Genomic DNA, 26,244 nt, shown 5'->3' on the forward strand with positions numbered 1-26,244 from the left:
ATAATCATATAAATAGAGAAGAAGAACGTTGCAAGCAACGTTCTTTTCCCTTTGTATACTACTATACTATTTCATAGCACCAAGAATTGGTGGTACGATTTGTTTTTTACGAGACATAGTATTTGGCAAGAATACGCCATTATCTTTAACTTCTTTTTCGAATGCTTTTGTTACTACAGCTTCTACATCACCGCTGAATAACAATGTAGTACTTTCATCAAGAATATTTGTAATCATGATGTAAGATGCATCATAGTTATTAGCACTGCGAAGAGCTTCTAACGCTTGTACTAATTCACCTTGTTTAGCCAATACGTCTGTTGTATCCATAACGGAAATTTGACCGATAGAAATTGTTTTACCTGCTTCGGAGAATTCTTTCATGTCTGTACGAACGATGTCGTCGTTAGTCAAATCAGAAATATCTGCACCAGCTTTTAACATATCAAGGCCATAGGACTCGATATCTACACCAGCGATTTCCGCCAATTTATGTGCCATTTCTTTATCTGTTTCTGTGCATGTTGGAGAGCGGAATAAAACAGTATCAGAAATGATAGCGGACAACATCAAACCAGCAATAGTTTTAGGAATTTCTTGATTGTTTTCCATGTACAATTTAGTAATGATTGTATTAGAGCAACCTACTGGTTCTAAACGCATAAATACAGGACCATCAGTTTCGAAATCACCAATGCGGTGATGATCCACAACGCCGCACATATTCATAGACTTGTAACCGTCAATGATTTGTTTAGATTCATTGTGGTCTGTTAAATATAAGTTACCACCTTCTGGAGCAAATTCTTCCCAATTCTTAACGATTTGAGGGTGTTCAAAACCAAAATGATTCAATACGTATGTTGTTTCCTTATTTGCTTCACCTGCACATACTGGAGTAGCTGGTGTACCCATTTGTGTTAAGAAATTAGCAAAGGAAATAGCAGAACAAATAGAATCTGTATCAGGGCTTTTATGACCTGCTACATATGTTTTTACATCACTCATAATATACCTCTTTTATATAAATTTCACACTTAATATCGACTTACGTCAATCCGATTTTTAACTCTATTATTATATCATAAATTATATAAAAAAACACGCCACTACTAAGTAGTGACGTGTTTTTATCATTCTAAAAAATTATCTAATGTAAATGATTAGTCGTGATTTTTTTTGCGGTTTGTAAACAAACCAGGCCCAAGTGTTTCAATGATGATGAACAGCATTGGAATGATAAAGATACCAAACAATGTTGCTGTTGTCATCCCTGCTACTACAGTAATACCCATGGATGTACGAGCACCAGAACCAGCACCAGTAGATACTGCCAATGGCAATACACCAAGGATAAACGCAAAGGATGTCATCAAAATTGGACGTAAACGAATTTTTGCAGCTTCGATAGCGGCATCAACAACGTTCATACCACGTTCGTCAACACGGATCTTAGCGTACTCAATAATCAAAATCGCATTTTTGGCAGCCAAACCAACAAGGGTTAAGAGACCAATCTGCATGTAAATATCATTAGCTAAGGAATATCTGCCTGTAAAGTTCAACAAGAATGGAACTAAAGAAGCACCAATCATACCAGATGGTACGGAGAACAATACGGCAAATGGTACCTTCCAAGATTCATACAAGGCAGCCAAAATTAAGAATACAAATACTAGACCTAAACCAAGAATCATGATGGTTTGAGAACCAGCTTTCAACTCTTCACGAGATTGACCTGCCCAGTCATATGTATAACCGGCTGGTAATGTTTTAGCTGCCGCCTCTTTCAATGCATTAATCGCATCACCAGAGGAGTAACCATTCGCTTGAGAACCACCGATTTGTACAGCCATCGCATTATCAAAACGAGTAATACTAGACGGTGTACCTGTTTGTTCTTTCGTAATATAGTTAGAAACTGGAACCATAAGGCCCTTGCTATTACGAACAGCTAGCATATTAAGCTGTTCCGCATTTTGACGGTAAGCGTCTTCAGCTTGAACTACTACTTTATAGTTTTTACCATATGTAGTAAAGTCATTGACTTGAATACTACCATAGAAACCTTGCAATGTAGTAAAGATATCAGCTAATGCCACGCCATCTTGAGCCGCTTTTTCACGATTCACATCAAATTGTAAGGATGGTGTAGATGTATCAAATGTAGTGTAAATAGATCGAATTGCTGGACTCTTACGAGCTTCTGCTAAGAATTCATTAGCACGTTCCGCCATAACTTGTGGGCTGTCACCAGCTTTGTTAATGAGGTACATGCTGAAACCACCTGTAGAACCTAGACCAGGAATAGATGGTGGGTTCATAGCAATTACAGTTGCTTCTGGTACCTTTTCAGCAGCAAAGCCAAATGTTTGACCAACCATGGCATTAATTGATGTTGCTTGTGTTGTACGATACTTCCAGTCAGACATAGTAGCAAAGATTACACCTGCACTTGATTTTTGACCACCACCTAAGAGGTCAAAGCCTGCTACTGTAAATACTTCTTGGAATAATTGCTCATCTTTTGGCTTTTCAGGATCATTTTTACCTTCCAAGAAAGAGGCAATTTTTTCAAGGGTCGCCATCGTACGCTCAGATGTGGAACCTGGCGGCTCATTAACAGCAATCATGTAATAACCGCTATCCTCTGCAGGTACAAAGGATGTAGGCAAGAAGTGGAATACTAAGCCTGTTCCCCCCGCAAAGATAAGCAATGCAATAACGGTTAAGCTCAAACGATGGCTTAAACGAGCCAATTGGATACCATACCAATTGCTGAAACGTTCTAGGCCTGCATTGAATTTATTTAACTGACGATGTACCCAATCTTCACGCTCTTTAGGTGTGTGAGGTTTTAACATCGTAGCACATAGTGCTGGTGTTAATACAAGGGCAACAATCGCAGAAATAACAACAGATACAGCGATTGTTAATGCAAACTGTTTGTAAAGAATACCTGTCATACCACCCATGAAGGCAACTGGTACGAATACAGCTACCAATACAAAGGCGATACCAATTACAGGGCCTTGTACATTTTCCATCGCTTTAATAGCCGCCTCTTTCGGAGGTAAGCCATTATATTTTAATTCATACTCTACCGCTTCTACTACTACGATAGCATCGTCAACAACGAGGCCGATAGCCAATACCATGGCGAATAATGTTAACGTATTGATAGAGAAATCAAGTAATACGAAAGCACCAAATGTACCTAGCAAGGATACTGGAACAGCAATCATAGGAATGATCGTAGATCGCCAAGATTGTAGGAACACATATACTACGATAAGAACGAGTAACAATGCTTCTACAAATGTATGCTCTACCTCTTTAATGGAAGCACTTACGAATTTAGTATTATCTACAACTACGTTATATTGCATATCTGGTGGGAAAGATTTAGATTGTTCATCTAGTACCTTCTTAACATTCGCAATAGTTTCTAATGCATTCGCATCATTTTGTAAGGAAATAGCAAAACCTGCTACCTCTTTATGTGCGGACTTAGCAATAAAGTCATATCCTTTAGCACCAATTTGAATGCGAGCAACATCTTTTAGATGCAATACCTTACCATTAGAGCTTTTAATAGCAATATTACCAAATTGTTCAGGTGTTACAAGACGACCTTCAATTTTGATAGGGTATTGAAATGCTTGTTCCCCATTAGTAGGATTTTGACCAACTGTACCTGCAGCAGCCTGTAAGTTTTGTCCCTTAATAGCTGCTGTTACTTCAGAAATGGTAACACCAAGATTTTGCATCTTCGCTGGATCTAACCAAATGCGCATAGCATAATCAGAACCGAACTCTTGTACAGAACCGACACCCTTAATGGCTTTAATAGCATCCATCATATAGTTGGTACTATAGTTCTTTAAGAATGTAGAATCATAAGTACCATCAGGTGAGTTCAAGGAAAATACCATAGCCATATCACCAGAAGATTTAGTAGTTGTAACACCAACTGCTTGTACCTCTGCAGGTAATTGAGCAAGTGCTGCTTGTACACGGTTTTGTGTATTAACCGTATCCATATCGGCATCTGTGCCTTGATTGAACTGAACAGTCAAAGAGTAACTACCATTACTAGAGCTACTAGATGTCATATAGTCCATATCTTGTACGCCTACGATTTGTGTTTCAATAACACTGGCTACCGTATCATTAACAACTTGAGCCGTTGCACCTGTATAGGCAGTGTTTACACGAACTGTAGGTGGAGAAATTTGTGGATATCGAGCTATCGGAAGGTTCATCATAGAAATGAGACCTACCAAGGTAATAACAATGGCTATTACAATGGCAAAGATAGGTCGATTAATAAAGAATTTCGACACGATCTAGCCCCCTTCTATTTTGTAGCTTTTAATTGTTCTTTTGAAAGCAATTTAGCATTAACCTTCACACCGTTTTTAACCTTAGTTAAGCCATCAACGATGATTGTGTCTCCAGGTGCTAAACCGGCTTTAATAATTGTATCGCTACCACTTGTACCGCCAACTTCAACACTTTTTTGTTCTACTACACCATCAGCATTTACAACATAGATAAAGTTTTTATCCATGATTTGAAGAATGGCACGACTAGGAACAAGAATAGCATCTTTAAGTTTTTGACCAGGAGAAATCACTGTAGCAAACATATTTGGCAATAACAAATGATCAGGATTTGGGAAAGATGCTTTCAACACAAGCTTACCTGTTGATTGATCAAGACTTTTTGCTGCTTGAACAATAGAACCCGGTTGATTATATGTTTCACCGTCTGCAAGTTTTAATTGAATGTTTGGACCATTGGAATCATCGCCAGTTGGATTTTTCATGAAGTCAAGATATTCTTGTTCAGTCATACTAAACTCAACAAAGATAGGATCAATGGAGTCAATTGTAACTAATGTTGTAGAACCAGCTTGTACAAATGCACCCATATCAATATCATCCATACGTAATGTACCGGAATATGGTGCATATACCATTGTGTCACCCAAGTTATCTTGAGCAATCTTTACAGATGCTTGGTATGCTTCATATGCTGCTTTAGCTTGTTCTGTAGTACTGCGTTGCGTATCTACACGTTGCTGCGCAATCGCATCTTGTTGAGCCAATGTTTCATAACGATTAAGATCTACTTCAGCATTTTTATAAGTCGCATTAGCTTGAGCAGCTTGTGCTTCTGCATTAGCAAGACTAGCTTCGTACTGACGAGAATCGATACGATATAATGGTTGACCAGCTACAACTTGCTCCCCACCTTTAACATATTTTTCAACAACGTAACCAGTTACACGAGCATGTACAGCTACAGAGTTTTCTGCAACGACAGTACCAGCATAGGTTTGGTTTACCTGTGCATCACTTGCAGTAATTTTGTATGCATTGACACTCACATCACCTGCTTGCTGTTGATTACTGCCACAACCAGCAACCATTACAGCGGATACAACGAGAGCCGCTAACATACGGGAATAACGGAACTTCATTATCTGTACTCCTTTACACGAAACTAATCATCTATGTGTCATAATTACATAAATGTCTTTATATATTATACAGGATTCTATAGACAAAGTCAATTTTTCCGATACCCCTCTACCTTTGTAGAACATAGATAAAATCTGATTAAACCCACATATATTGTATACAACAAAAATGTTAAAAACTATTGACATTTTATATTCAATATGAACTTAAATAGTTTTAGAATTATAAAACTATATATTACTAGTTTACTTTTTTTCAGTTAATACCGTATAACCATGATCCTCAACTAAGATTACTTCATTATTGTTTATCGGCACTAATGGTATCTTATTTTGATAAGTATCTAATGTTTTCTGAGCAGTCTCTTCAAATGGATACTCTCCTAAATGAGGCACAACATAATGATTAAATACATTTACACCCATATAATCATCTAATTCAGATGCTATACTTTTATCATCCATTATCTGATTATATTCAATATTTTCAGACATAATAATTGCGCCAGCAGATTCACCAATATATAATAAGCCTTCTTTGATTCTTTCATAAAGTAGGCCTATAAGATTTTTCTTTTTCAGCTCTTGTAATAGATAAAATGTGTTACCACCAGATATACAGATACATTCAGTCTTTGAAAGTTTATTCTTTAAATAATCTTCATCATATTTAGAAATATCAATAATTTCCAATTCATATCCTAAAGACTTTAACATCTCAACACCTTCATCAATATATCCAGTATATGGTTCAACATTTCCAGCAGTAGGAATAAAAACTATTTTATTCGAAATCATTTTTGAAAGATACTTTTTTGTTATATTTTTTGTTCCTGCTAAATATGACATAAGTAAAATTTCCATGCTTTATCACCTCAAAGACTCTTTATTTAAATTAATTTGAAAATTTTATTATTAATATACAAAAAACCGCCTAAGAATCTACCTAGACGGTTTTAAAACCACTTAATCTGCTTTCCTTTATCTATTATAGCCGAATAATCACAAATTTATCTGTAAGCGCAAACTTATTTCTTAAAATGTACGCTTCTTATTTGGTGGAGATGAGGGGAGTCGAACCCCTGTCCAAGAGTGTTGCCATATAGACTTCTCCGAGCACAGTCTATGATTGAGATCTCGGGTTGCTATCGCTCACAGACAAGCTACACAACCCCAGTTCATATTGTCTCGCCTAATTCATATGAACAACTAAATTAGACCAGCCTACTGTTTGACGTCCATTCACACTTGGTAGGCACAAGTATGAGGGACGTAGCTTATGCAGCTAATGCAAAATTTTCTTCTGCGTTTAAATGTTTTCCCACCGTTTAACGGCCTCATGGAACGCCGACTCGCTATCTATACCACACGCACCCCTGTCGAAACCTTTACATCCCCGTGCGTCGGTCTCATAATTATAAGCCCATTTAATACAGCTGTCAATTATATAGAGCCTTTATAATTCAGTTAAATCTATAACTTCTAGATTACTTTATCCACTACTACAAATGAAGCTATTATATAGAATCATAAAATTAATTCAATTCTTTGATAGCTTTATCCAATGTCCGGCACACATAATCAATTTGTTCTTTATTATGAGCAGCTGTAACGGTTAAACGAATTCTACTTTCACCAACAGGAACTGTAGGCGGACGTATCGCTGTACCTATAATTCCAGCATTGTATAGATAATCAGATACTGCTAGTGTATCTTCATTACTTCCGATTAATATTGGGAAAATTGGAGTTTCATTGGTCGCTTCAATTCCCATGGCAATCAATTGAAGAGCCATATAGTTTACGTTCTCTTGTAAACGTCCTAATACAGATGTATCAGACTCAAGAATATGCAACGCAGCCAGGGCTGCCCCTATGTCAGCAGGAGATAATGCAGTGGAGAATATAAAGCTACGACTCATATTCACAAGATAATCAATGATGGTGCTATTAGCAGCTACATAGCCGCCAACAGAACCTAACGATTTGCTCAATGTACCTAGCTGAATATCCACTTCTTTCTCGAGACCATAATAAGCAGCCGTTCCATGACCGCTACCAATGGTCCCCGTCGCATGAGCATCGTCTACCATAAGTAAAGCATTATACTCACGGCTAACCTCGTAAAGCTTATCTAATGGGGCTATATCGCCATCCATGCTAAAGACCCCATCTGTGACAATGAGCTTACGTGCATTACGATCTACTTGTTTAAGTAAAAACTTTAACTCCTCTACATCACAGTGACTATAGGCTTTTACAGTAGCCTTACTCAATCTACAACCATCAATAATACTAGCATGGTTTAATTCATCGCTAAAAATGGTCATATTTTTATCTGCTATGGCAGAAATAGTACCTACATTTGCCATGTATCCAGTATTAAACACAAGAGCTTTTTCTGTATTCTTAAATTTTGCTAGTTCTCTTTCAAGATCTGTAAACAAGGGAAATGTACCGGATACCAAACGCGATCCACCTGATCCAGTACCATATTGTTGAGCCCCTTTAACGGCTTCATTTATTACACGTTGATCAAAGGTAAGACCTAAATAATTATTTGACGCCATCATCAAATATTCTTTATCATCTTTTTTAACTCGTACTGCATCTATAGGGCAGTATTCCATTAGAGTACGCAAATTATGGTTATTTATTTTACTATCTAATTGTTCTTGGAAGAATTTATACATACGATCACCACTGAACAAGTACAGGTTTTTTTTCCAAGTACTCAATTACGCCTTCCAAATCAATATTCGGCTTTACAAAGAATACACGTCCCCCTAAATTAGAGCCAATTTCCTTCATATTAGGGATGCGATGATAAACACCATTACAAGCAACGTAGCCTATTGTGTAATCTGGATCATCAGACCAACATAATTCGCCTACAATCCCTTCTGCAGATTGCACCTTAGACGCCAATACTAAGGCCTCTCTCATATGTTCATTATCTCCTAGTTTATCAGAATCAAAGGAGTCCATATGACTTACGCGAACACCACGATTACCTGCATCGAGGCGCTCACCAGAAATTGCGTCAACTAACATAGCTCCCCGCATAGATGAAACTAGACTTTTTAATAAAAAAATAGAATTTCTAATAGCTGACTCACTAATATCAGTCCCCTGTAAAAGTTTTACAGCTAATTGATGTGCTTCAGTAACTGTGTTTGCCGTATGTTCTTTTACTTTTAAACAATCTATATATGTAATTGTTTCCGACGGAATTAAGTCCACTGTAATATTAATAAAATCAGCAGTCCCTTTACTGTGATGCAAAGCTCGTTCAGCTAAAGACTGGGCTATAAATCCAACTTGATTTAAGGTCACCATGCGTTCTGCGCCAGAAATATGGTGGCCCCCGTTTTCATGGGGACCACCTTGAGCTGCGCGCATACGCACACTATATAATTCATCCATTATGATACCTTACCTTTAACTACATTACTTTGAGGTACTTGGTTGTGAATTTTATGGAATACTTTCACAAATACTGGTGCCATAATTACTGTAAAGATCATACCTGGAGCTGCGAGAGCTATCATAGGTAATGCAGCCTTACCAACATATAAAGACAAAGATAATCGCGCTAAAGCAGATGCAATTGGACCAGAAATCATGATACCAATCATATGGTTTTGACACATCCAAAGAATAAGACCTACGATGAGACGGAATTGCATGGCAATCATAACATTAAGAATAGATTGTGTCCCTAATGCTAATCCAATCAAGCTAGATAAACATCCACTAATAATATACTTTTTGAACCCAAATACAGCACATATAGCGACCGCTAACGGCGCAGATAGTTGAAACTCTATACCAGGAATAATATTAGGTATTTTAATTGCCCCTAATACTGTAATCATAGCCGTTAAGATAGCAATTTCTGTAATGTACCGAATATTCTGATTCATAATGTATCTCCTCTACTTAGAAAATGTCAACTACAAACACCTCTTATTGTTTACATTATAAATTCTTACTGTATTTTTATCAACCACCAAAAACAATATAGTTAACAAATATATAAAAAAAGAACCAAGCCATATCGACTTGATTCCTTATAATCATTAATATTTTTGTTGTTCTTTAATTCGCTTAGCAATATCGCGCTTAGCATCACGTTCTGCCATATCTTGGCGCTTATCATAAATTTTCTTACCAGTTACTAGACCTACGGTAACTTTGACATAACCGTGACTGAAATGAAAGTTAAGTGGTACTAAAGAAAACCCCTTCTCCTTAACTTGAGCATGTAACTTATTGATTTCAGATTTATGCATCAACAACTTACGTGTCCGCTCTGGTTCATGGTTAAAGCGATTTCCTTGTTCATATGGGCTAATATGAACGCCATACAACAAGAGTTCCCTTTTATCTATACGACAAAAGCTATCTTTAAGATTGAGCTTACCTTGGTGGATAGATTTTATTTCTGTCCCTGTTAAAGCAATGCCAGCTTCATAGGTTTCATGAATATGAAAATCATGACGTGCTTTACGATTATCAGCAATAAGCGATGGGCTAGTTTTCTTTGCCATATTCTCCTCTATCGTTTACGTTTACTTTTAGATTTTTTAGATTGACCACGTTTTGTAGCTTTATTTGACTTCTTGTGACTCGATTTACCTTTTTTAGATTTTTTGCTGAAAGCATCATATCTAGAACGTCCAGTTTTTGAGTCATCTCGTTTAGACGATTTTCTACCGCTTTTACGGGATGATTTACGATCCTTAGAACTGCCAAAACCATCACGACTAGTAGCATAATCGGAACCACTGTTCAATTTTTCTTGGATAGCTATCAGGTTATCTACTTCACCAAGGACAAAGTCGATTTGTTTCTTTTCTACATCGGCTTTTACAAGTGTAACCGTAACCTTTTCACCTAAGTGATAGGTTTTACCTGTACGCTTACCAACGAGGACAAAGTGTTCTTCGTCAAAGAAATAGTAATCATCGTTCATCATGCTAATATGCACGAGACCGTCAATACCATTCTCTAATTCTACAAACATGCCAAAAGAGGTTATGCTCGCAATAGTACCTTCAAAAACTTCGCCTACAAAAGGAACCATGTATTGAGTCTTCTTAAGATCTGTAGTTTCACGTTCCGCTTCGGTTGCTACTTGTTCTTGTATGGAAGAATGTTCCACAGCACCTGCCAAGAAGGCTTCATCTACATCTCGTTTAGAGTATCCACCTTTCCAGTGCATATCCGCTTTTAAAAGACGATGCACCATCAAATCCGGATACCGTCTAATGGGAGATGTGAAATGCGTATAGCATGTAGATGCTAACCCAAAATGGCCGACATTTTCAATGCTATATTTTGCTTGCTGCATGGAGCGTAAGATCATAATTTGCGCTACTTGCTCAATATCTTGTCCCTTCACCACATCAAGGATTTTTTGGAAATCTCGTGGCGTTACGCCATCAGCACTGAGGACGAGATTTTGACCTAAATAATTTAATACCTTTTGGAATAAATCCAATTTCTCTTCACTTGGATTTTCATGAATACGATATACCGATGTACGTTCAGTATCTTTCAAATGTGTTGCTACCGTTTCATTGGCAATGAGCATACATTCTTCGATAAGTCGCTCTGCCATAGTTCGGTCGCGTTTTACAATACGCAACGGTGTACCGTCGAGATCAAGTAATACCTTATATTCAGGAAAATCAAAGTCTAATGCCCCTCTATGACGACGCATCCGATTTAAAATCTTTGAAATCTCTGCTAAATCGCGAAGCATAGGTATAAACTCTACTAAATCGTCAGGAATAATATTTTCTTCAAGCGCTTTATAAACTTCCTTATAGCTGCAACGGCGTCCTACGTGGATAATAGACGGACGAATACGATAATTAACAACTGTACCCGAATCATCAATCTCCATCATGCACGTCATAGCATAGCGGTCCTCATGTGCATTTAAGCTACAAATGCCATTCGATAATACCTCTGGCAACATTGGTACCACTCGGTCTACCAAATAAACAGAAGTACCACGCTTATACGCTTCATTATCAATAGGCTGACCAGAAGTGACATAATGACTAACGTCCGCAATATGTACACCTAGTTCGTAATTACCATTTGGTAATTTGCGACCACTTACAGCGTCATCAAGATCTTTTGCATCTTCTCCGTCGATAGTTACCATTTGTAAGTCTCTAAGATCCCAACGTTTTGGATCCTCATGGATAACAGTATCTATCTTCTTACTAGCCTTAATAACCTCTTTAGGGAAGGCAAAAGGAATCTTATGGTTAGCCATAATACAGTTAATATCTAGGCCTACATCCCCCTTATAACCTAGGATTTCTGTAATAATTCCTTCAGGCTTTTTGTCGCCTTCAGGCCATTTTGTAATTTTTACTAATACTTTAGCTCCACTACGAGCATCTAAAGTATTTTTTAAGTCCACAAAAACATCAGTACCAATGCGTTCATCATCAGGTACAACAAAGCCAAAATGTTGTTGTCTATCGTAAGTACCCACAATAGTTTCGTTGGCACGCTCAATAACATCAACGATGATGCCTTCACGTTTATGCTTAGTATAATCTGATGGTACAACGCGAACACGCACCTTATCATTATGCATGGCTGTACCTTTATTTTGTTCGGCTACATAAATATCTTCATCATCTAGCATGATAACAAAGCCATATGACTTACGATAACCTTTATAGATACCTTCATATTCTTCATGTTGTTGATCTTCATACCGATATACATCTGGTCGAGACGAAGTTAATACGCCTTCACGGGCGAGCATTTTCGCAGATCGAATAAACATTTCAAGATCTTTGCCACCTTGAATACGATTATCCATTGCTGCATCCTCAATATGGTATGCATGTGGTTGTATAGATTTATAAAAGTCCAATACCTTCTTCTTCAAGTCTGCACCCCCTTATTAGGATGAAAAAATAAAAAGCCTGCAATGCAGGCTTTCATCATTAGAATTGATTAATCATTGCCCCTAACACTAAGCTCAACACAGCAAAGATAATCCCCAATATAATCGTACATTTAGATAAGAAGGCATCTAAACCGCGTTGCTTACCACCAAAAGAAGAGTCTGCTGCACCAGAAACAGCACCGCCCATGCCTGCGTTTTTGCTATTTTGTGCAACAACTACTACAATTAATAAAATAGATACGATTACTTCTACAATCATTAAGAAATTTGTCACGACTGTCATCCTTCCTGTGATGCTCGATGCGAGCCCAATACACGATGTTCTAAATACTTCTCTAATTTACGTTTTACCCTTTGTAGCGCATTATCAATAGATTTAATACTACGATCTGTAACCTCAGCCATTTCTTGATAGGAACGTCCATCAAGGTATCCTTCCAAAACTTCCCATTCAAGATCACTTAAAATATGGCCAATATTGCGCTCAATATCATCTAATTCCTCTTGACTGATAATGAGGTCTTCAGGATTTGTAATCTTTGTTGAAGATAGCATTTCAATCAATGTACGCTCCGAGTCCTCTGTATACACCGGTTTATTTAAGGATATATAGGAGTTCAAAGGCGCATGTTTTTGTCTTGTAGCCGATTTAATGGCTGTAATAATTTGTCTAGTTATACAAAGTTCCGCAAAAGCTCTAAAAGACGCTAATTTATCATGTTTAAAATCTCGCGTCGCCTTATAGAGTCCAATCATCCCTTCTTGGATGATATCCTCTCGGTCGGCACCTACCAAAAAATAGGAGCGAGCCTTAGCTCGAACAAAGTTCTTATATTTATTAACAATATAATCGATTGCAAACTCATTTTGCTCTTCCTGAGCTATGGCCACAACTTGCTCATCGGTCATTTCCTTGAAATTGTAATCGGACTTGCGTGTATGAATCATTTTCATAAGCTCCTCCTTACAATTGAGCGAGAAAAACCAATATATTTATTATACTGGAACAGTATACGATTTTCAACTATCAATGACCTCGACGCAATTTCTCAAGCTTTTCAGCCACTTCAGGAGATAATAAACCTCCCACTTCATTACGACGCACTGAAAATTGATCACGTCTATGTTCATGAGCATATTGAAGTCGTTCTTCTTCCTTAGCAATACGAATCATATTTTGCAACTCACGAGCAGGAATACGCAACCCTCCAGAGCCTAGAATTTGATTCTGTTCTGCCCCATCGGAGGTTACAACATATACATTAGTATATTTGCCTTTACGTAAAAATACCTCTCGTTCAATAAATGAATCCGCCGTTTCTCCATCCTCAGTATATACTTCAATGAATCCACTTGTGATGGATTCAATGGAGCCTCCGGATTTTGTATATTTACCGTCAAACACAAGGATTACTTCATAGCCCTTGAATTTACCATAATTTAACAATCTATCTCGAAGTTCCATTCTCGCATGTTCTAAAGACTCATGAGCCAATTTTTTCAAATGAGTCCATGCAAAAATTACATTGTATCCGTCTACAATTAAGATATCTTTCAGCATAGTTATTTCGCTTGGCGTTGACGTACCGCCTCATACATAAGAACTGCAGCTGCAACAGATGCATTCAAAGAATTCAAATTCCCATACATAGGAATTGTTACAAGGAAATCACAAGCTTCTTTTACAACGCGACTAATCCCCTTACCTTCATTACCAATGACGATAACCGTAGGAATTGTCATATCAGCTTCATACAAGGTACGATCTCCTTCCATATGAGCCCCCATTACCCAAAACCCTTGTTTTTGAAGTTGTTTAATGGTTTGCGTTACATTACCAATTTGTACAAGTGGAATTTGTTCAATAGCACCTGCAGATGTCTTTGCAACAGTAGCATTAATAGGCGCATTATGTCGTTTAGGAATGAGTACAGCCGTAGCTCCTGCACATTCAGCAGTACGAATAATCGCTCCCATATTATGTGGGTCTTCAACACCATCCGTTAAGATGAGTAAAGGAACCTCATGTGTTGTTTCTTGTAATACCTCTCCCAATTCTTTAAATTGAACGGCCGATACAAGAGCTATAACCCCTTGATGTGGTACCTCTAAATCGTACTTATTCATCTGCTTAACTGGTGTTGGTCTAACTTCAATCCCTTGAGATTTAGCAAGATCTACAATATCAGCTAGCCCTGTTTTTACCCTATCTTCGCTGACCAAAATACGTTGAATAGAACGACCACTTTTAAGGGCTTCTTTAACCGCATTGCGACCTACAATATAATTATCCATACTACATACCTCGTAGAGTTATAGAAAAGGCTTGCCCCATGATATGCTGTAAGCGCTCTTCTTGGCGCGTTTCATAAAGAAATCCTAGTACTGCTTCAAAGGCCGTACTACTGCGATATTCTTGAACAGTACTACTTTTAGGCACGTTTACATTACTATTTCTAGCACGGCGTGCAAGAGCTTGTTCATCTTCTGTGAAAGTATTTTCTATTTCTAGCAATACTTTCGCCTGTGATTTAGCGCAAATAAATTCAGTAACGATAGTATGTAAAATCTGTACTTTTGTAATATTCATTTGTACCACGCGTTCACGCACATACATGGAGTATACTGCATCACCGATATATGCTAGCATAACTGCATCAGCACTTAAGCACTCCTCTATTGTTCGTTTGCGCAAACGAAGCGGCTCTTCTTCAAGAGCCGTTAGTTTTTTTATCGCTTCATTCTTTAAGAATTGAAATTGTTTAAACTTCACGTTTTTTCCACCGTGCACCTTGAGGAGAGTCCTCAATGGTAATACCAATCTCAGCTAATCGATCGCGGATACAATCAGCTAATGCCCATTGTTTTTGTTCGCGACAAGCTTGACGTACAGAAAGAATAACTTGCATTAATTCTTCGTATTCAGCAGCATTGGCGCCCGTGTTGCCTTCCCAAGCTTTTTCGAGAACGCCAATAACATCTGTCATAAATTTGAAAATGCGTTTTACTTCAGCAATTGCCTCTTGGCAAACAACGCCTTCTCTACTTGTTACTGCTTGATAATAAATATTTATTTCCTTTGCGAGACCAAACATGCTAGATGTTGCTAAAGCCGTGTTGAAGTCATCGCTCATGGCAGCCTCAAATTCTTCTTCGTATTCTTTCGCTTTTTCTAATAAACGTTGAGCTTCATCACATGCACCTGGTTCACATTTTTCAAGATAAAGAAGGTTTTCAATAGCCGTGCTTAACCGTTCCAAAGATTTATTAGCTTCTTCTAAACGCTCATCAGAGAAATCTAATGGGCTACGGTAATGCGTGCTCAATAAGAAGTAACGCAATGCATCAGGACTATATTGTTCTAAAATATCTTTTACCAAAAAGAAATTATTCAAGGACTTAGACATTTTTTCAGAATTAATAGTGATAAAACCATTGTGCAACCAGTAGCGCACTGCTGGATGTTGACCAGAGCAACCTTCTGATTGAGCAATTTCATTTTCGTGATGTGGGAAAATCAAATCGCTACCACCGCCATGGAAGTCAAATTCTGTACCTAAATATTTTTGGCTCATAGCAGAACATTCAATGTGCCAACCTGGACGACCATTCCCCCATGGGCTTTCCCAATAAGGTTCACCAGGTTTTGCTGCTTTCCACAAAGCAAAGTCCATAGGATTCTTCTTACGACCATCTACTTCGATACGTGCGCCTGCTTCCATATCGTCTAATGTACGACCAGATAACTCACCGTAATGTTCAAATTTCTCCACACTATAATATACATCGCCATCGAGTTCATAGGCGTAGCCCTTGTCAATCAATGTTTTAATCATAGCAATGATATCATCAATATGCGTAGATACACGTGGATACATATCAGCCCGTTGTACACCTAATGCATCCATTACTTCAAAATAACTATCGATATAACGATTTGCAATGGTATCCCAAGAGATGCCTTCACCATTAGAAGTATTGATGATTTTATCATCCACATCAGTAAAGTTTTGTACATAGGTTACTTTATAGCCTACATGTTTCATATAGCGACGAATTACGTCCCAAGTCACAAAAGGACGAGCATTGCCAATATGAGGATGATTGTATGGTGTGACACCACATACGTACATTTTTGCCTCACCTGGTGTTACAGGATTGAATACCTCTTTTTGGCGCGTCATAGTATTATAAACAGTAATTTCTCTCATCGTTACCGATGCCTCCAATTTTGTAAAATAAAAAAGACCTCTCATCTCATACAGAGACGATGGTCCGCGGTTCCACTCTGTTAGGTACCAATAGCGATACCCACTCATCGCATAACGGTGCGTCGCCGGACAAACCTACCTATAATCGGAGTGTCAGCTCGTGAATGCATTTCATCTACCTATCCATGAACCCTCCCACCATCGGTTCTCGCTAAAAAGTTAGTTGTAGAGTACTTCTTTCAGTCTCAGCTATTATTATATAATCTATATTTATATATAAAAATATTTTACCAATAAAGCTATAGAATGTCAATATTTACAAGAAAAATCCCCATCTTTCATAGGCAGCTATTCACATATCATACATAGGTATTTTAAATAGCTTAATTAGAAAGATGAGGATATATAATCAGAATATTAAATTACTATTATCATTCATAACAATAGCTTTTATAGCACACAAGTAATAATAATGTCATTACATCAAATCAATTAATATTAAGCATTTTCTAATTTATCTTGATCATCGTGTTTACGGCAAATACCTGCAAAAATAGATCCTGTAAAGTTATGAATGATGGAGAATACTGCACCTGCTACCGCAGCTTGTGGTGTAAAGTGTTTTAGTGCTAAAGATACGGATAATGCAGAATTTTGCATAGCCACTTCGATTTGCATAGCACGACGAGAAGACACATCAATACTGAGAGCTTTACATACAAAGTATGTCACAACATAACCACTCAAATTTTGTACTAAACACGCTACAAAAATAATGAAACCGGTTTCGGCAATTTGCTTTTGGTTAACTGCAGTTACAGCTGCCAAGATAAGCAATACCGCGATAGCTGCAATGGTTGGACATACAGATTTTACAGGTTCAATTTTTGCGCCAATAAAGTAATTCAATACAATCCCCAAAATAATTGGTACTAACACGATTTTTACAATAGATATAAACATTGGCATAAATTGAATTTCAATAGAAGATGTTGCACCTGCATATAATACGACAAATAAAGGCGTTAAAATAGGTGCCAATAATGTGGATACAGTTGTTGCTGATACGGATAAGGGAACATTACCATTTGCAAGGAAGGTCATTACATTAGAAGCAGTACCACCAGGACATGCACCCAACAAGATAAAACCAATCCCAACTTCTGGAGGAAAATTAAATGCTAAGGCTACTAAGAAACCTGCCAATGGCATCCATAAGAATTGGATTACGGATACGAGAATAACCTTCATTGGTTGCTTAAATACATCAATAAAGACTTGAGCCGTTAATGTTAACCCCATCGCAAACATAACAAACTGTAGCATGTAAGCAATATAAGGAGTCATCCAAGAAAATACTGCAGGTAGCATATATGCTAAAACAGCCATCAATAGTACTATCCAGGATAGATAACTATTGAATAAGTGATTAATAGAACGAATAACACTCATAAAAACACTCGCTTTCATAATAAATCAAAATTTAATACGCCGATTATTATAGCATTTCTATAGAATATTAACAACATATACAAAAGGAGTTCACATAACACCTGTTACGTGAACTCCTTTGATTAATTGATCAAATTTATTTTGTTAATGCACCTACATTATCTAAACGATGTAAGCACTTTTCTTTACCAAGTAATGTAACAATATTATTCAAATCCGGGCCATGCATTTGACCTGTTAAAGCTACACGGATTGGCATAAATACGAATTTACCTTTTAAAGAGGTTTCTTTCATTACGGCCTTGATTGTTGCTTTTACAACTTCAGGTGTAATTTCATCAAGTTCAGCCAATGCATTCCGGAAAGCGCCGAGAACTGTTGGAGCTGTTTCTTCATTCAATACAGCACGCAACTCCTCTTCATGCCCCTCTTCAAGGAATACTGTTTCGCCCATAAACAAGCCTACATGATCTTTGATTTGAGCACCATAGCTAATATGATCACGGAATGTAGAGCATAATAATGTCAACCAATCAATATCAGCTTGATTCAAGCTATCTGGAGCTAAACCAACCTCTTTCAAATGCGGCAAACAAAGGTGGAATAATTCTTCATCGCTCAAATTCTTCATGTAGTGGAAATTTATATGGTTCAATTTATCAATATCAAACACAGCAGGATTTTTCGCTACCCGATCCATAGAGAAAGCCTGAATTAATTCATCTTGTGTGAAGAATTCTTCTTCACCTTCAGGAGCCCAACCAAGAAGTGCCAAGAAGTTTACAAGTGCTTCTGGCAAGTAGCCTAATTGTTTATATTGTTCAACAGAGGTAGCACCATGACGTTTGGACATTTTCTTGTAATCTTTACCAAGAATCAAAGAAATATGACCAAACTTAGGGACCTCCCAACCTAAAGCTTCATAAATAGCCATTTGACGAGGTGTATTGGATAAATGTTCCTCTGCACGAATAACGTGAGTAATCCCCATCATATGATCGTCCATTACTACAGCAAAGTTATATACAGGAATGCCATCAGATTTTACAATTACAAAATCACCAACGCCATTAGATTCAAAGGATACATGCCCACGTACCATATCATCAAAAGCGTAAGTTTTATTCAACGGTACACGCAAACGAATTGTAGGTTTACGACCTTCAGCAATGTATTTAGCCTTTGTCTCTTCATCTAAGTGTTCACAATGACCGTTGTATTTTGGTGTTTCCCCACGATCCATTTGATCTTGACGCACCGCATCTAACTCTTCAGGTGTGCAGTAACACTCATAAGCTTTACCTTCATCCAATAAGCGTTGTGTTACTTCTTTATATAAATCAAGACGTTCTGTTTGACGGTAAGGACCATTATTACCACCTACATCAATGCCTTCATCCCAGTTCATGCCAAGCCATTGTAAGGAAGCTTTAATATTCTCTTCACTTTCACGTGTAGAACGAGCTAAATCTGTATCTTCAATGCGCAATACAAATGTGCCTTTTTCCTTACGTGCTAATAACCAGTTAAATAAAGCAGAACGAGCACCACCAATATGGAATGGACCCGTAGGGCTTGGAGCAAAACGAACTTTCATGGAACTCATGATTAAATCTCTCCTTCATATACAGAAACGACAGCTTGTGCAGCAATGCCTTCGCGGCGTCCAATAGCCCCGAGCATTTCATTTGTTGTCGCTTTAATACTAATGCGATCTAATGATATCTCTAAAATAGACTGTAAATTAGCCTTCATCATATCAATATGAGGTTTTAATTTAGGTGTCTCAGAAATAACCATAATATCAATATTATAGGCTTGTAACCCACGTTCTTTCAATAAGAAATTTACTTTTTCTAGTAAAAGCATACTAGAAATCCCTTTATACTGGTCATCTTCAGGCGGAAAATAGTATCCAATATCCCGTAAACCTGCAGCTCCCAACAGGGCATCCATCAAGGCATGGATGAGAACATCCGCATCGGAATGGCCATCAGGGCCAAGGTCAGATTCGATTTGAACACCACCTAAGATACAAGGACGACCTGCTTTTAATTGATGAATATCATAACCAAATCCAACGCGCATACGTTTATCCTCAATTCCTAAATATCGTTTTGCTACAACAATATCATTAGGTGTAGTCACTTTAATATTACAGTAATCTCCATCTACTATATGTACAGGCTGCCCTAAATACTCAACGATGGACACATCATCAGTGCCTAAATATTTTTTATCATGAGCCTTTTGATGGGCCGCTTTAAATAGTTCTTTTTGAAAGCCTTGTGGCGTTTGAATTTGGTATAATTCACTGCGTTTTAATGTTTCTATTACAGTATGCTCTGTATTAACCCGTTTAATCGTATCCGTAGCAGGGACACCTACAGTAGCAGCTCCATATTCTATTGCAGCCCTAACAACAGCATCAAACAGTTCCCTAGATGCTAATGGACGCGCTCCATCATGAACCAGCACAATATTACTATCTTCTGATACAGCTTTGAGTCCATATGCCACAGAATGTTGACGTTCTCTTCCACCAAGTACTATCTTTACAGGAATATGCAAATCCAACCCTTGAATATGGTTAGACATATATTCTTGTTCGCCTTCAGCTACAACAAGAATAATTTCTTTTAAACCTTCAATCTTTTCTACATTCTGTATGGTACGTTGAATAATAGAATATCCTCCTAAAGGAATAAATATCTTATTTTCTTTGTATCCCATACGGCGACCAGCACCTGCAGCGAGAACGATACAACTAATTGCCTTGCCCATTTTGTCCTCCATCTACACGAGCAAAGATCATACGACCAGCACTCGTTTGTAATATGGATGTAACCATAACCTCTACATTTTGACCAACATAAGGCTTACCATCCTCTACGACAATCATCGTGCCATCGTCGAGATAAGCCACACCTTGGTGTACTTCCTTACCTTCTTTCATGATTTGAACGCGAATCCATTCTCCAGCGATTAGAGCAGGTTTTAATACATTTGCCAATTCATTGAGGTTAAGTACTTCTATACCTTGTACACGAGCCACCTTATTCAAGTTAAAGTCATTTGTCATCAACTTCCATTGCTTATCTAAAGCAAGTCGCATAAGTTTTGAATCAACCTCTACAAGATCATCATAATCATCTTCAACGACCTCTATAGCAACCTTATTGGCATCTTGCATATCCTTCAAAATATCAAGGCCACGTCGACCACGGTTGCGTTTCGTAGCATCCGCAGAGTCAGAAATTACCTGTAACTCATTTAATACAAATAGTGGCACCATAAGAGGACCTTCAATAAAACCCGTAGCACATAGTTCTTTGATACGACCGTCAATGATAACTGAAGTATCTAGTAATTTTGGCGTACTAGAGGATTTATCTAATTTATGAGTTGAAAACATTTTAAAACGACTTGTTTTTTTAGTGCTATCTCCTCCCCATTGTTGTACGTAATTATTGTACATTTCGGGGCCTTTACGAGCCATAATTTTAAGTCCACTATATCCAAAAATAGCACTCAAAATTATAGGAATATAAGGTCCTATAATAGGTACTTGATTGAATGCAACACCAATTAGATTTGCAATAATAAGGCCGAATAATAAACCGATGGTGCCTGCAATCAATTCTTGATTTGGAATATGAGTAAGAATACGCTCTAATCTTTTAGCAATTACTAAACCTTGTTTCAAAATAAATGATGAAATCAGATAACCAATAACAAGGCCTAATAGAGTACCTACGATTAATACTGCAATGCGTGCAATTGTTAATGACATGTCCCCAAAAGATTCAAATTGAGAAACCAAATACGGGTCAATAATAGGTGCTAAGCTATCCATTCCCACGTAGGCTGCTGTACCTACTAAAATGGCTATTACATAGCGTAAAATCCGATAAATCATGAAATCACCTCCTAATTATGAAAATACGAGTTGCATCGCCTCTTGTATAGATTTGACACCTTTAATTTTGATAGAACTATCATTATCCTTGATTTGTTTATAGTTGCCTTCAGGAATAATAAACTTTTTAAAACCTAATTTCTTAGCTTCATTAATACGCTGTTCAATGCGAGGAATACTGCGAACATTACCAGTTAAGCCTACTTCACCTAAGATAACCATATCTGTTGGCACGATACGATTTTTTAAGTTTGATACTATAGCAACCGCCATAGATAAATCACAAGCCGGTTCATTTACCTTGAGACCACCGATAACATTTACATACACGTCTTTATTACCTAATGTAAAGCCACAGCGTTTTTCTAAAACAGCCAATAATACGATTAATCGATTGAGATCGTAACCTATCGCCGTGCGTCGTGGCATACCAAAGGCCGTAGTAACTACCAAGCTTTGTACCTCTACTAAGATGGGACGAACCCCTTCAAGGTAAATCATGACGGCACTGCCGCTTTCTTCATCGGAACGCTCGGCTAAAAGAGAAGCAGACGGATTGGACAATTCCTGTAACCCTTCCTCTACCATGGCAAAAATGCCTGTTTCTGATGTAGATCCAAAACGGTTTTTAATAGACCGTAATATACGGAATTGATAGGAACGCTCCCCTTCAAAGTAAAGCACTACATCTACCATATGCTCTAACATACGAGGCCCTGCAATATTGCCTTCCTTTGTTACATGACCAATGATTACAGTAGGTATATTTCGTTCTTTACAGAAGCGAAGTAGGCGAGATGTGCATTCACGAACTTGACTAACACTGCCTGGCGCAGCATCTATATCTCCCGTATACATAGTTTGTATAGAGTCAATGACTAGTAAAGAAGGAGTCATTGCTTCAGCTTGCTCCAATATATGATCTAGATCAGTATCTGCAATAACTTGTAACCGTTCACTATTAATATGCAGTCGTTCTGCTCGAAGTTTAAGTTGTAACTGAGACTCTTCACCAGATGCATAAAGAACTGCTCCTACTGTATCGGCTACCTTCTGGGATACTTGTAGTAACAGAGTAGATTTACCAATACCAGGATCACCACCTAAAAGCATTAGAGCACCAGGCACTATGCCCCCACCTAATACACGGTCAATTTCACCAAAGGTTGTAGATACGTGTGCAATAGAAGAAATTTCGATATCTGGCAAGGCGGTAGGCTTCGTCGTTTGATTTCCAACACCTCGAGAAGGTGTTCGACTATGTTTAGTTTCTTTAATGATTTCTTCAACTAATGTATTCCATTCTCCACATTGTGGACAACGGCCCATCCACTTAGAGGATTCAGCCCCACAATTTTGACAAAAGAATACAGATTTTGCTTTTGCCATAACACCTCAATACATTTAAAAAGAAAGGTCATGAATGATAACCATTCATGACCTTTTATGCATAATTTTACTACATGGTTAACTATCATCATTCTATAGTATACCATTTAACTTATATTTTTTATATGAAAGGTAGTCATCAACTGTATAATTTGTATTTTTTATCATATTGATACAACAAGATCATTATCCTTTGCATCTGCTTTAATAATTTTGCCTTCTTTTGCATCTCCTTTCAAAATAAGATCCGACACTGGGTCCTCAATTAAACGTTGAATAGCACGTTTTAATGGTCGAGCCCCCATCGTAAAATCAGAGCCTTCCTTAACGAGTAATTTCATAGCCTCAGGAGAGATTTCTAATTGTAAATCACGCTCTTCAAGACGTTTTGTAACATCACTCATCAAGATAGTTACAATTTCTTTTAAGTCCTCTTCAGTTAATGGATGGAATACAATCATTTCATCGATGCGGTTTAAAAACTCAGGTCTAAAATAACGTTTTACCGCATCCATTACCGACTTCTTAGCCTCTTTAAAATCAATTCCTTTATTTTCATCAACATTAGAATCAGCCTTTTTAGCTGCTAAGAAACCAAGTTCTGGAGAGTTTTTATGTAAAGCTTTAGCACCTAAGTTACTTGTCATAATAATAACTGTATTTCTGAAATCTACATTTCTTCCTTGACTATCAGTAAGACGACCATCATCAAGAACTTGTAACAAAATATTAAAGAAATCTGCATGTGCCTTTTCCACTTCATCGAGGAGGATAACGCTATATGGTTTACGACGTACCGCATCTGTTAACTGGCCACCTTCTTCATAGCCTACATAACCTGGAGGGGCACCGACTAAGCGAGACACAGTATGTTTTTCCATATATTCAGACATATCAAGTCGAATCATAGCAGATTCATCGCCGAACAAGGAGGATGCAAGCGCTCTTGCTAGCTCAGTTTTCCCAACCCCTGTTGGTCCAAGGAACAAGAATGAACCAATAGGCCGTTTTGGGTCTTTTAATCCAGCCCTTGCACGGCGTACAGCTTTAGCTACAGCAGTAACAGCCTCATCTTGACCTACTACGCGTTTATGAAGTTCTTCTTCTAAATGTAGTAAGGTTGCAGACTCTTCTTCTGCAATTTTAGCCACTGGAATGCCTGTCCATTGCGCTACTACAGCAGCTATGTCTTCCTCTGTTACTATTAACTTTTGATCACTTTTTTCTTTAGCGATAGATTTTTTATCACCAATTTCTTTTACTAGTGATTGTTCTTCATCGCGAAGCTTTGCAGCCTTTTCGAAATCTTGAGACGTAACAGCCGCTTCTTTTTCTTTCTTAACTGTATTGAGGCGATCCTCTAATGCTTTAACATCAGGTGCTGCAGAAAATACTTTCATACGAACCTTAGATGCAGCTTCATCGACTACATCGATAGCCTTATCAGGTAAGAATCGATCTGTAATATATCGGCTAGATAAAGACACAGCTGCTGTTAATGCCTCATCTGTAATCTTAGCCTTATGGAAAGCTTCATACCGATCTCTTAATCCCTTTAAAATTTCAAGAGCATCCTCTTCGTTAGGCTCTCCTACTTGAACGGGTTGAAAACGACGCTCTAAAGCAGCATCTTTTTCTATATGTTTCTTATATTCATCAAGTGTTGTGGCACCGATAACTTGGAATTCACCTCGTGCCAAAGCAGGCTTTAAGATATTAGCTGCATCCATAGCGCCTTCAGTAGCACCTGCCCCAACCAATGTATGAATTTCATCTATAAAGATAATCATATCATCATGTTGTTGTACTTCATCTATGGCTTTTTTCAACCGTTCTTCAAATTCACCACGGTACTTGGCACCCGCTAACATAGAACCAATACTAAGAGAAATAATGCGTTTATTACGTAAAATCTCCGGTACATTACCAGTCACAATACGCTGTGCCAAGCCTTCGGCAATAGCTGTTTTACCTACACCTGGTTCACCAATAAGAACAGGATTATTTTTAGTTCTACGGCTGAGAATTTGAATGACTCGTTGAATCTCCGTATCACGGCCAATAACAGGATCAATCTTACCTTGTTTAGCAGACTCATTAAGGTCAGTTGCAAAATCTGACAGCTCACCTAAATCATTATTGCTATTTATTCCCTCTTGACCACCATTATTGCTACCTTTATTCGAGCCAAGAATACTACGAATTGCTTCTACTACGTCATTACTACGTATATTCATAGCTCGTAGAATAGCAACAGCAACACCGCTACCATCGCTAAGTAGGCCCAATAGAATATGCTCAGTACCAACGTAGTTGTGATTCATGTGATTTGCTACTTGAATGGCAAGCTCAAGCACATGCTTAACGCGAGGTGTCATATATATTGACGTTGCCTTTTTATTACCACGTCCTACATGTTCTTCTACAGCTTCAAAAATATCTTCTGTAACAAGGCCAAGCTCTTCTAAAGCTTTAGCTGCTACACCATTTTTAACCTTTGTAAGGCCGATGAGTACGTGTTCAGTACCGACATAGTCATGTCCTAACTCCAAAGCAGCCTCTTGAGCTAACGAAAGAACACGCTGTGCATCGTCTGTAAACCGTTGCATCATAATATCACCTCATCTATCTATGTAAATTGTAATTATTTCTTTTCAAATATATGTAAACAATGGTGAAATAACCATTGGAATATCAAAAATATTATTAAACTCTATTAATCTATTATGCTATCTAGTATTAATATTTACTATTTTTTACAAATCTCTTAACAGTAAACTAAGAAAATTATATAAATCAATCTATACAAAATAAATAATCATGCATTAATTATTTATGT

Annotated in this window: 21 protein-coding genes, 1 other RNA gene and 1 other annotated feature; all 22 genes read right to left on the bottom strand. The window is 37.7% G+C overall.

Features of this window, described 5'->3' with window-relative positions; translation table 11 throughout:
- Positions 1–66: 66 nt before the first annotated feature.
- A complete protein-coding gene (locus AAA071_RS02030; protein WP_008601052.1) occupies positions 67–1,008 on the bottom strand; it encodes a manganese-dependent inorganic pyrophosphatase in 942 nt (313 codons plus the stop codon).
- A gap of 155 nt (positions 1,009–1,163) precedes the next feature.
- Complete coding sequence (locus AAA071_RS02035) at positions 1,164–4,346, bottom strand: efflux RND transporter permease subunit (protein WP_008601054.1); 3,183 nt, start codon at positions 4,344–4,346, stop codon at positions 1,164–1,166.
- 14 nt (positions 4,347–4,360) lie between these two features.
- Positions 4,361–5,488, bottom strand: coding sequence for an efflux RND transporter periplasmic adaptor subunit (locus AAA071_RS02040; RefSeq protein WP_008601056.1), 1,128 nt, complete (start codon positions 5,486–5,488; stop codon positions 4,361–4,363).
- A gap of 246 nt (positions 5,489–5,734) precedes the next feature.
- The gene (locus AAA071_RS02045; protein ID WP_008714022.1) at positions 5,735–6,352 is read right to left on the bottom strand and encodes a Type 1 glutamine amidotransferase-like domain-containing protein; all 618 of its coding nucleotides are present in this window, start codon (positions 6,350–6,352) and stop codon (positions 5,735–5,737) included.
- Positions 6,353–6,544: 192 nt separating this feature from the next.
- Positions 6,545–6,886, bottom strand: a transfer-messenger RNA (tmRNA) gene (gene ssrA / locus AAA071_RS02050).
- A gap of 137 nt (positions 6,887–7,023) precedes the next feature.
- On the bottom strand, positions 7,024–8,181 hold the full coding sequence (gene bioF / locus AAA071_RS02055; protein WP_195213282.1) for an 8-amino-7-oxononanoate synthase: 1,158 nt from the start codon (positions 8,179–8,181) through the stop codon (positions 7,024–7,026).
- Positions 8,182–8,185: 4 nt separating this feature from the next.
- The gene (locus tag AAA071_RS02060; protein ID WP_195213200.1) at positions 8,186–8,914 is read right to left on the bottom strand and encodes a 6-carboxyhexanoate--CoA ligase; all 729 of its coding nucleotides are present in this window, start codon (positions 8,912–8,914) and stop codon (positions 8,186–8,188) included.
- A complete protein-coding gene (locus AAA071_RS02065; protein ID WP_195213199.1) occupies positions 8,914–9,414 on the bottom strand; it encodes a hypothetical protein in 501 nt (166 codons plus the stop codon). Before AAA071_RS02065 ends, AAA071_RS02060 begins: the two co-directional genes overlap by 1 nt.
- Positions 9,415–9,570: 156 nt before the next feature.
- The gene (gene smpB, locus AAA071_RS02070) at positions 9,571–10,041 is read right to left on the bottom strand and encodes an SsrA-binding protein SmpB (protein WP_349234013.1); all 471 of its coding nucleotides are present in this window, start codon (positions 10,039–10,041) and stop codon (positions 9,571–9,573) included.
- 8 nt (positions 10,042–10,049) lie between these two features.
- A complete protein-coding gene (gene rnr / locus AAA071_RS02075; RefSeq protein ID WP_195213197.1) occupies positions 10,050–12,413 on the bottom strand; it encodes a ribonuclease R in 2,364 nt (787 codons plus the stop codon).
- Between the two features lie 58 nt (positions 12,414–12,471).
- The gene (secG, locus tag AAA071_RS02080) at positions 12,472–12,708 is read right to left on the bottom strand and encodes a preprotein translocase subunit SecG (RefSeq protein ID WP_004695991.1); all 237 of its coding nucleotides are present in this window, start codon (positions 12,706–12,708) and stop codon (positions 12,472–12,474) included.
- 5 nt (positions 12,709–12,713) lie between these two features.
- Positions 12,714–13,388, bottom strand: a complete 675-nt coding sequence (sigH, locus tag AAA071_RS02085) for an RNA polymerase sporulation sigma factor SigH (RefSeq protein WP_012864436.1) — start codon at positions 13,386–13,388, stop codon at positions 12,714–12,716.
- Positions 13,389–13,461: 73 nt separating this feature from the next.
- Positions 13,462–13,995: an NYN domain-containing protein gene (locus AAA071_RS02090; protein ID WP_004695995.1), complete on the bottom strand. Its 534-nt coding sequence runs from the start codon at positions 13,993–13,995 to the stop codon at positions 13,462–13,464.
- A 2-nt stretch (positions 13,996–13,997) separates the two neighbouring features.
- A complete protein-coding gene (gene rlmB / locus AAA071_RS02095; RefSeq protein ID WP_012864438.1) occupies positions 13,998–14,729 on the bottom strand; it encodes a 23S rRNA (guanosine(2251)-2'-O)-methyltransferase RlmB in 732 nt (243 codons plus the stop codon).
- Position 14,730: 1 nt separating this feature from the next.
- Positions 14,731–15,207, bottom strand: a complete 477-nt coding sequence (locus tag AAA071_RS02100) for a Mini-ribonuclease 3 (protein ID WP_195213195.1) — start codon at positions 15,205–15,207, stop codon at positions 14,731–14,733.
- Positions 15,197–16,645 (bottom strand): cysteine--tRNA ligase, encoded by a 1,449-nt coding sequence (gene cysS / locus AAA071_RS02105; RefSeq protein ID WP_195213194.1) that lies wholly within the window; start codon positions 16,643–16,645, stop codon positions 15,197–15,199. The genes AAA071_RS02100 and cysS overlap by 11 nt, the downstream gene beginning before the upstream one ends.
- A gap of 49 nt (positions 16,646–16,694) precedes the next feature.
- Positions 16,695–16,901, bottom strand: a binding site (T-box leader).
- Positions 16,902–17,143: 242 nt separating this feature from the next.
- The gene (locus AAA071_RS02110; protein WP_229055774.1) at positions 17,144–18,097 is read right to left on the bottom strand and encodes a bile acid:sodium symporter family protein; all 954 of its coding nucleotides are present in this window, start codon (positions 18,095–18,097) and stop codon (positions 17,144–17,146) included.
- Between the two features lie 136 nt (positions 18,098–18,233).
- On the bottom strand, positions 18,234–19,703 hold the full coding sequence (gene gltX, locus AAA071_RS02115) for a glutamate--tRNA ligase (protein ID WP_008714033.1): 1,470 nt from the start codon (positions 19,701–19,703) through the stop codon (positions 18,234–18,236).
- A gap of 2 nt (positions 19,704–19,705) precedes the next feature.
- Positions 19,706–20,881 carry a 2-C-methyl-D-erythritol 4-phosphate cytidylyltransferase gene (ispD, locus tag AAA071_RS02120; RefSeq protein ID WP_195213193.1) on the bottom strand — a complete coding sequence of 392 codons (1,176 nt, stop codon included), beginning with the start codon at positions 20,879–20,881 and terminating at the stop codon, positions 19,706–19,708.
- Positions 20,865–22,016, bottom strand: a complete 1,152-nt coding sequence (locus AAA071_RS02125; RefSeq protein ID WP_004696009.1) for a PIN/TRAM domain-containing protein — start codon at positions 22,014–22,016, stop codon at positions 20,865–20,867. The genes ispD and AAA071_RS02125 overlap by 17 nt, the downstream gene beginning before the upstream one ends.
- 15 nt (positions 22,017–22,031) lie before the next feature.
- Positions 22,032–23,405 carry a DNA repair protein RadA gene (gene radA, locus AAA071_RS02130; protein ID WP_008601081.1) on the bottom strand — a complete coding sequence of 458 codons (1,374 nt, stop codon included), beginning with the start codon at positions 23,403–23,405 and terminating at the stop codon, positions 22,032–22,034.
- A gap of 164 nt (positions 23,406–23,569) precedes the next feature.
- On the bottom strand, positions 23,570–26,017 hold the full coding sequence (locus AAA071_RS02135) for an ATP-dependent Clp protease ATP-binding subunit (protein ID WP_008601083.1): 2,448 nt from the start codon (positions 26,015–26,017) through the stop codon (positions 23,570–23,572).
- Between the last annotated feature and the right edge of the window lie 227 nt (positions 26,018–26,244).

The organism is Veillonella parvula (assembly GCF_040097785.1).
Lineage (GTDB): Bacteria > Bacillota > Negativicutes > Veillonellales > Veillonellaceae > Veillonella > Veillonella parvula_D.

Coding starts and splice junctions, on each gene's coding strand:
- rlmB (WP_012864438.1), bottom strand. CDS start 14,729: ATGGATAATTATATTGTAGGTCGCAATGCGGTTAAAGAAGCCCTTAAA.
- cysS (WP_195213194.1), bottom strand. CDS start 16,645: ATGAGAGAAATTACTGTTTATAATACTATGACGCGCCAAAAAGAGGTA.
- smpB (WP_349234013.1), bottom strand. CDS start 10,041: ATGGCAAAGAAAACTAGCCCATCGCTTATTGCTGATAATCGTAAAGCA.
- AAA071_RS02040 (WP_008601056.1), bottom strand. CDS start 5,488: ATGAAGTTCCGTTATTCCCGTATGTTAGCGGCTCTCGTTGTATCCGCT.
- AAA071_RS02045 (WP_008714022.1), bottom strand. CDS start 6,352: ATGGAAATTTTACTTATGTCATATTTAGCAGGAACAAAAAATATAACA.
- AAA071_RS02030 (WP_008601052.1), bottom strand. CDS start 1,008: ATGAGTGATGTAAAAACATATGTAGCAGGTCATAAAAGCCCTGATACA.
- gltX (WP_008714033.1), bottom strand. CDS start 19,703: ATGAGTTCCATGAAAGTTCGTTTTGCTCCAAGCCCTACGGGTCCATTC.
- AAA071_RS02090 (WP_004695995.1), bottom strand. CDS start 13,995: ATGCTGAAAGATATCTTAATTGTAGACGGATACAATGTAATTTTTGCA.
- AAA071_RS02135 (WP_008601083.1), bottom strand. CDS start 26,017: ATGATGCAACGGTTTACAGACGATGCACAGCGTGTTCTTTCGTTAGCT.
- bioF (WP_195213282.1), bottom strand. CDS start 8,181: ATGTATAAATTCTTCCAAGAACAATTAGATAGTAAAATAAATAACCAT.
- sigH (WP_012864436.1), bottom strand. CDS start 13,388: ATGAAAATGATTCATACACGCAAGTCCGATTACAATTTCAAGGAAATG.
- AAA071_RS02060 (WP_195213200.1), bottom strand. CDS start 8,914: ATGGATGAATTATATAGTGTGCGTATGCGCGCAGCTCAAGGTGGTCCC.
- ispD (WP_195213193.1), bottom strand. CDS start 20,881: ATGGGCAAGGCAATTAGTTGTATCGTTCTCGCTGCAGGTGCTGGTCGC.
- AAA071_RS02125 (WP_004696009.1), bottom strand. CDS start 22,016: ATGATTTATCGGATTTTACGCTATGTAATAGCCATTTTAGTAGGTACA.
- AAA071_RS02110 (WP_229055774.1), bottom strand. CDS start 18,097: ATGAGTGTTATTCGTTCTATTAATCACTTATTCAATAGTTATCTATCC.
- radA (WP_008601081.1), bottom strand. CDS start 23,405: ATGGCAAAAGCAAAATCTGTATTCTTTTGTCAAAATTGTGGGGCTGAA.
- AAA071_RS02065 (WP_195213199.1), bottom strand. CDS start 9,414: ATGAATCAGAATATTCGGTACATTACAGAAATTGCTATCTTAACGGCT.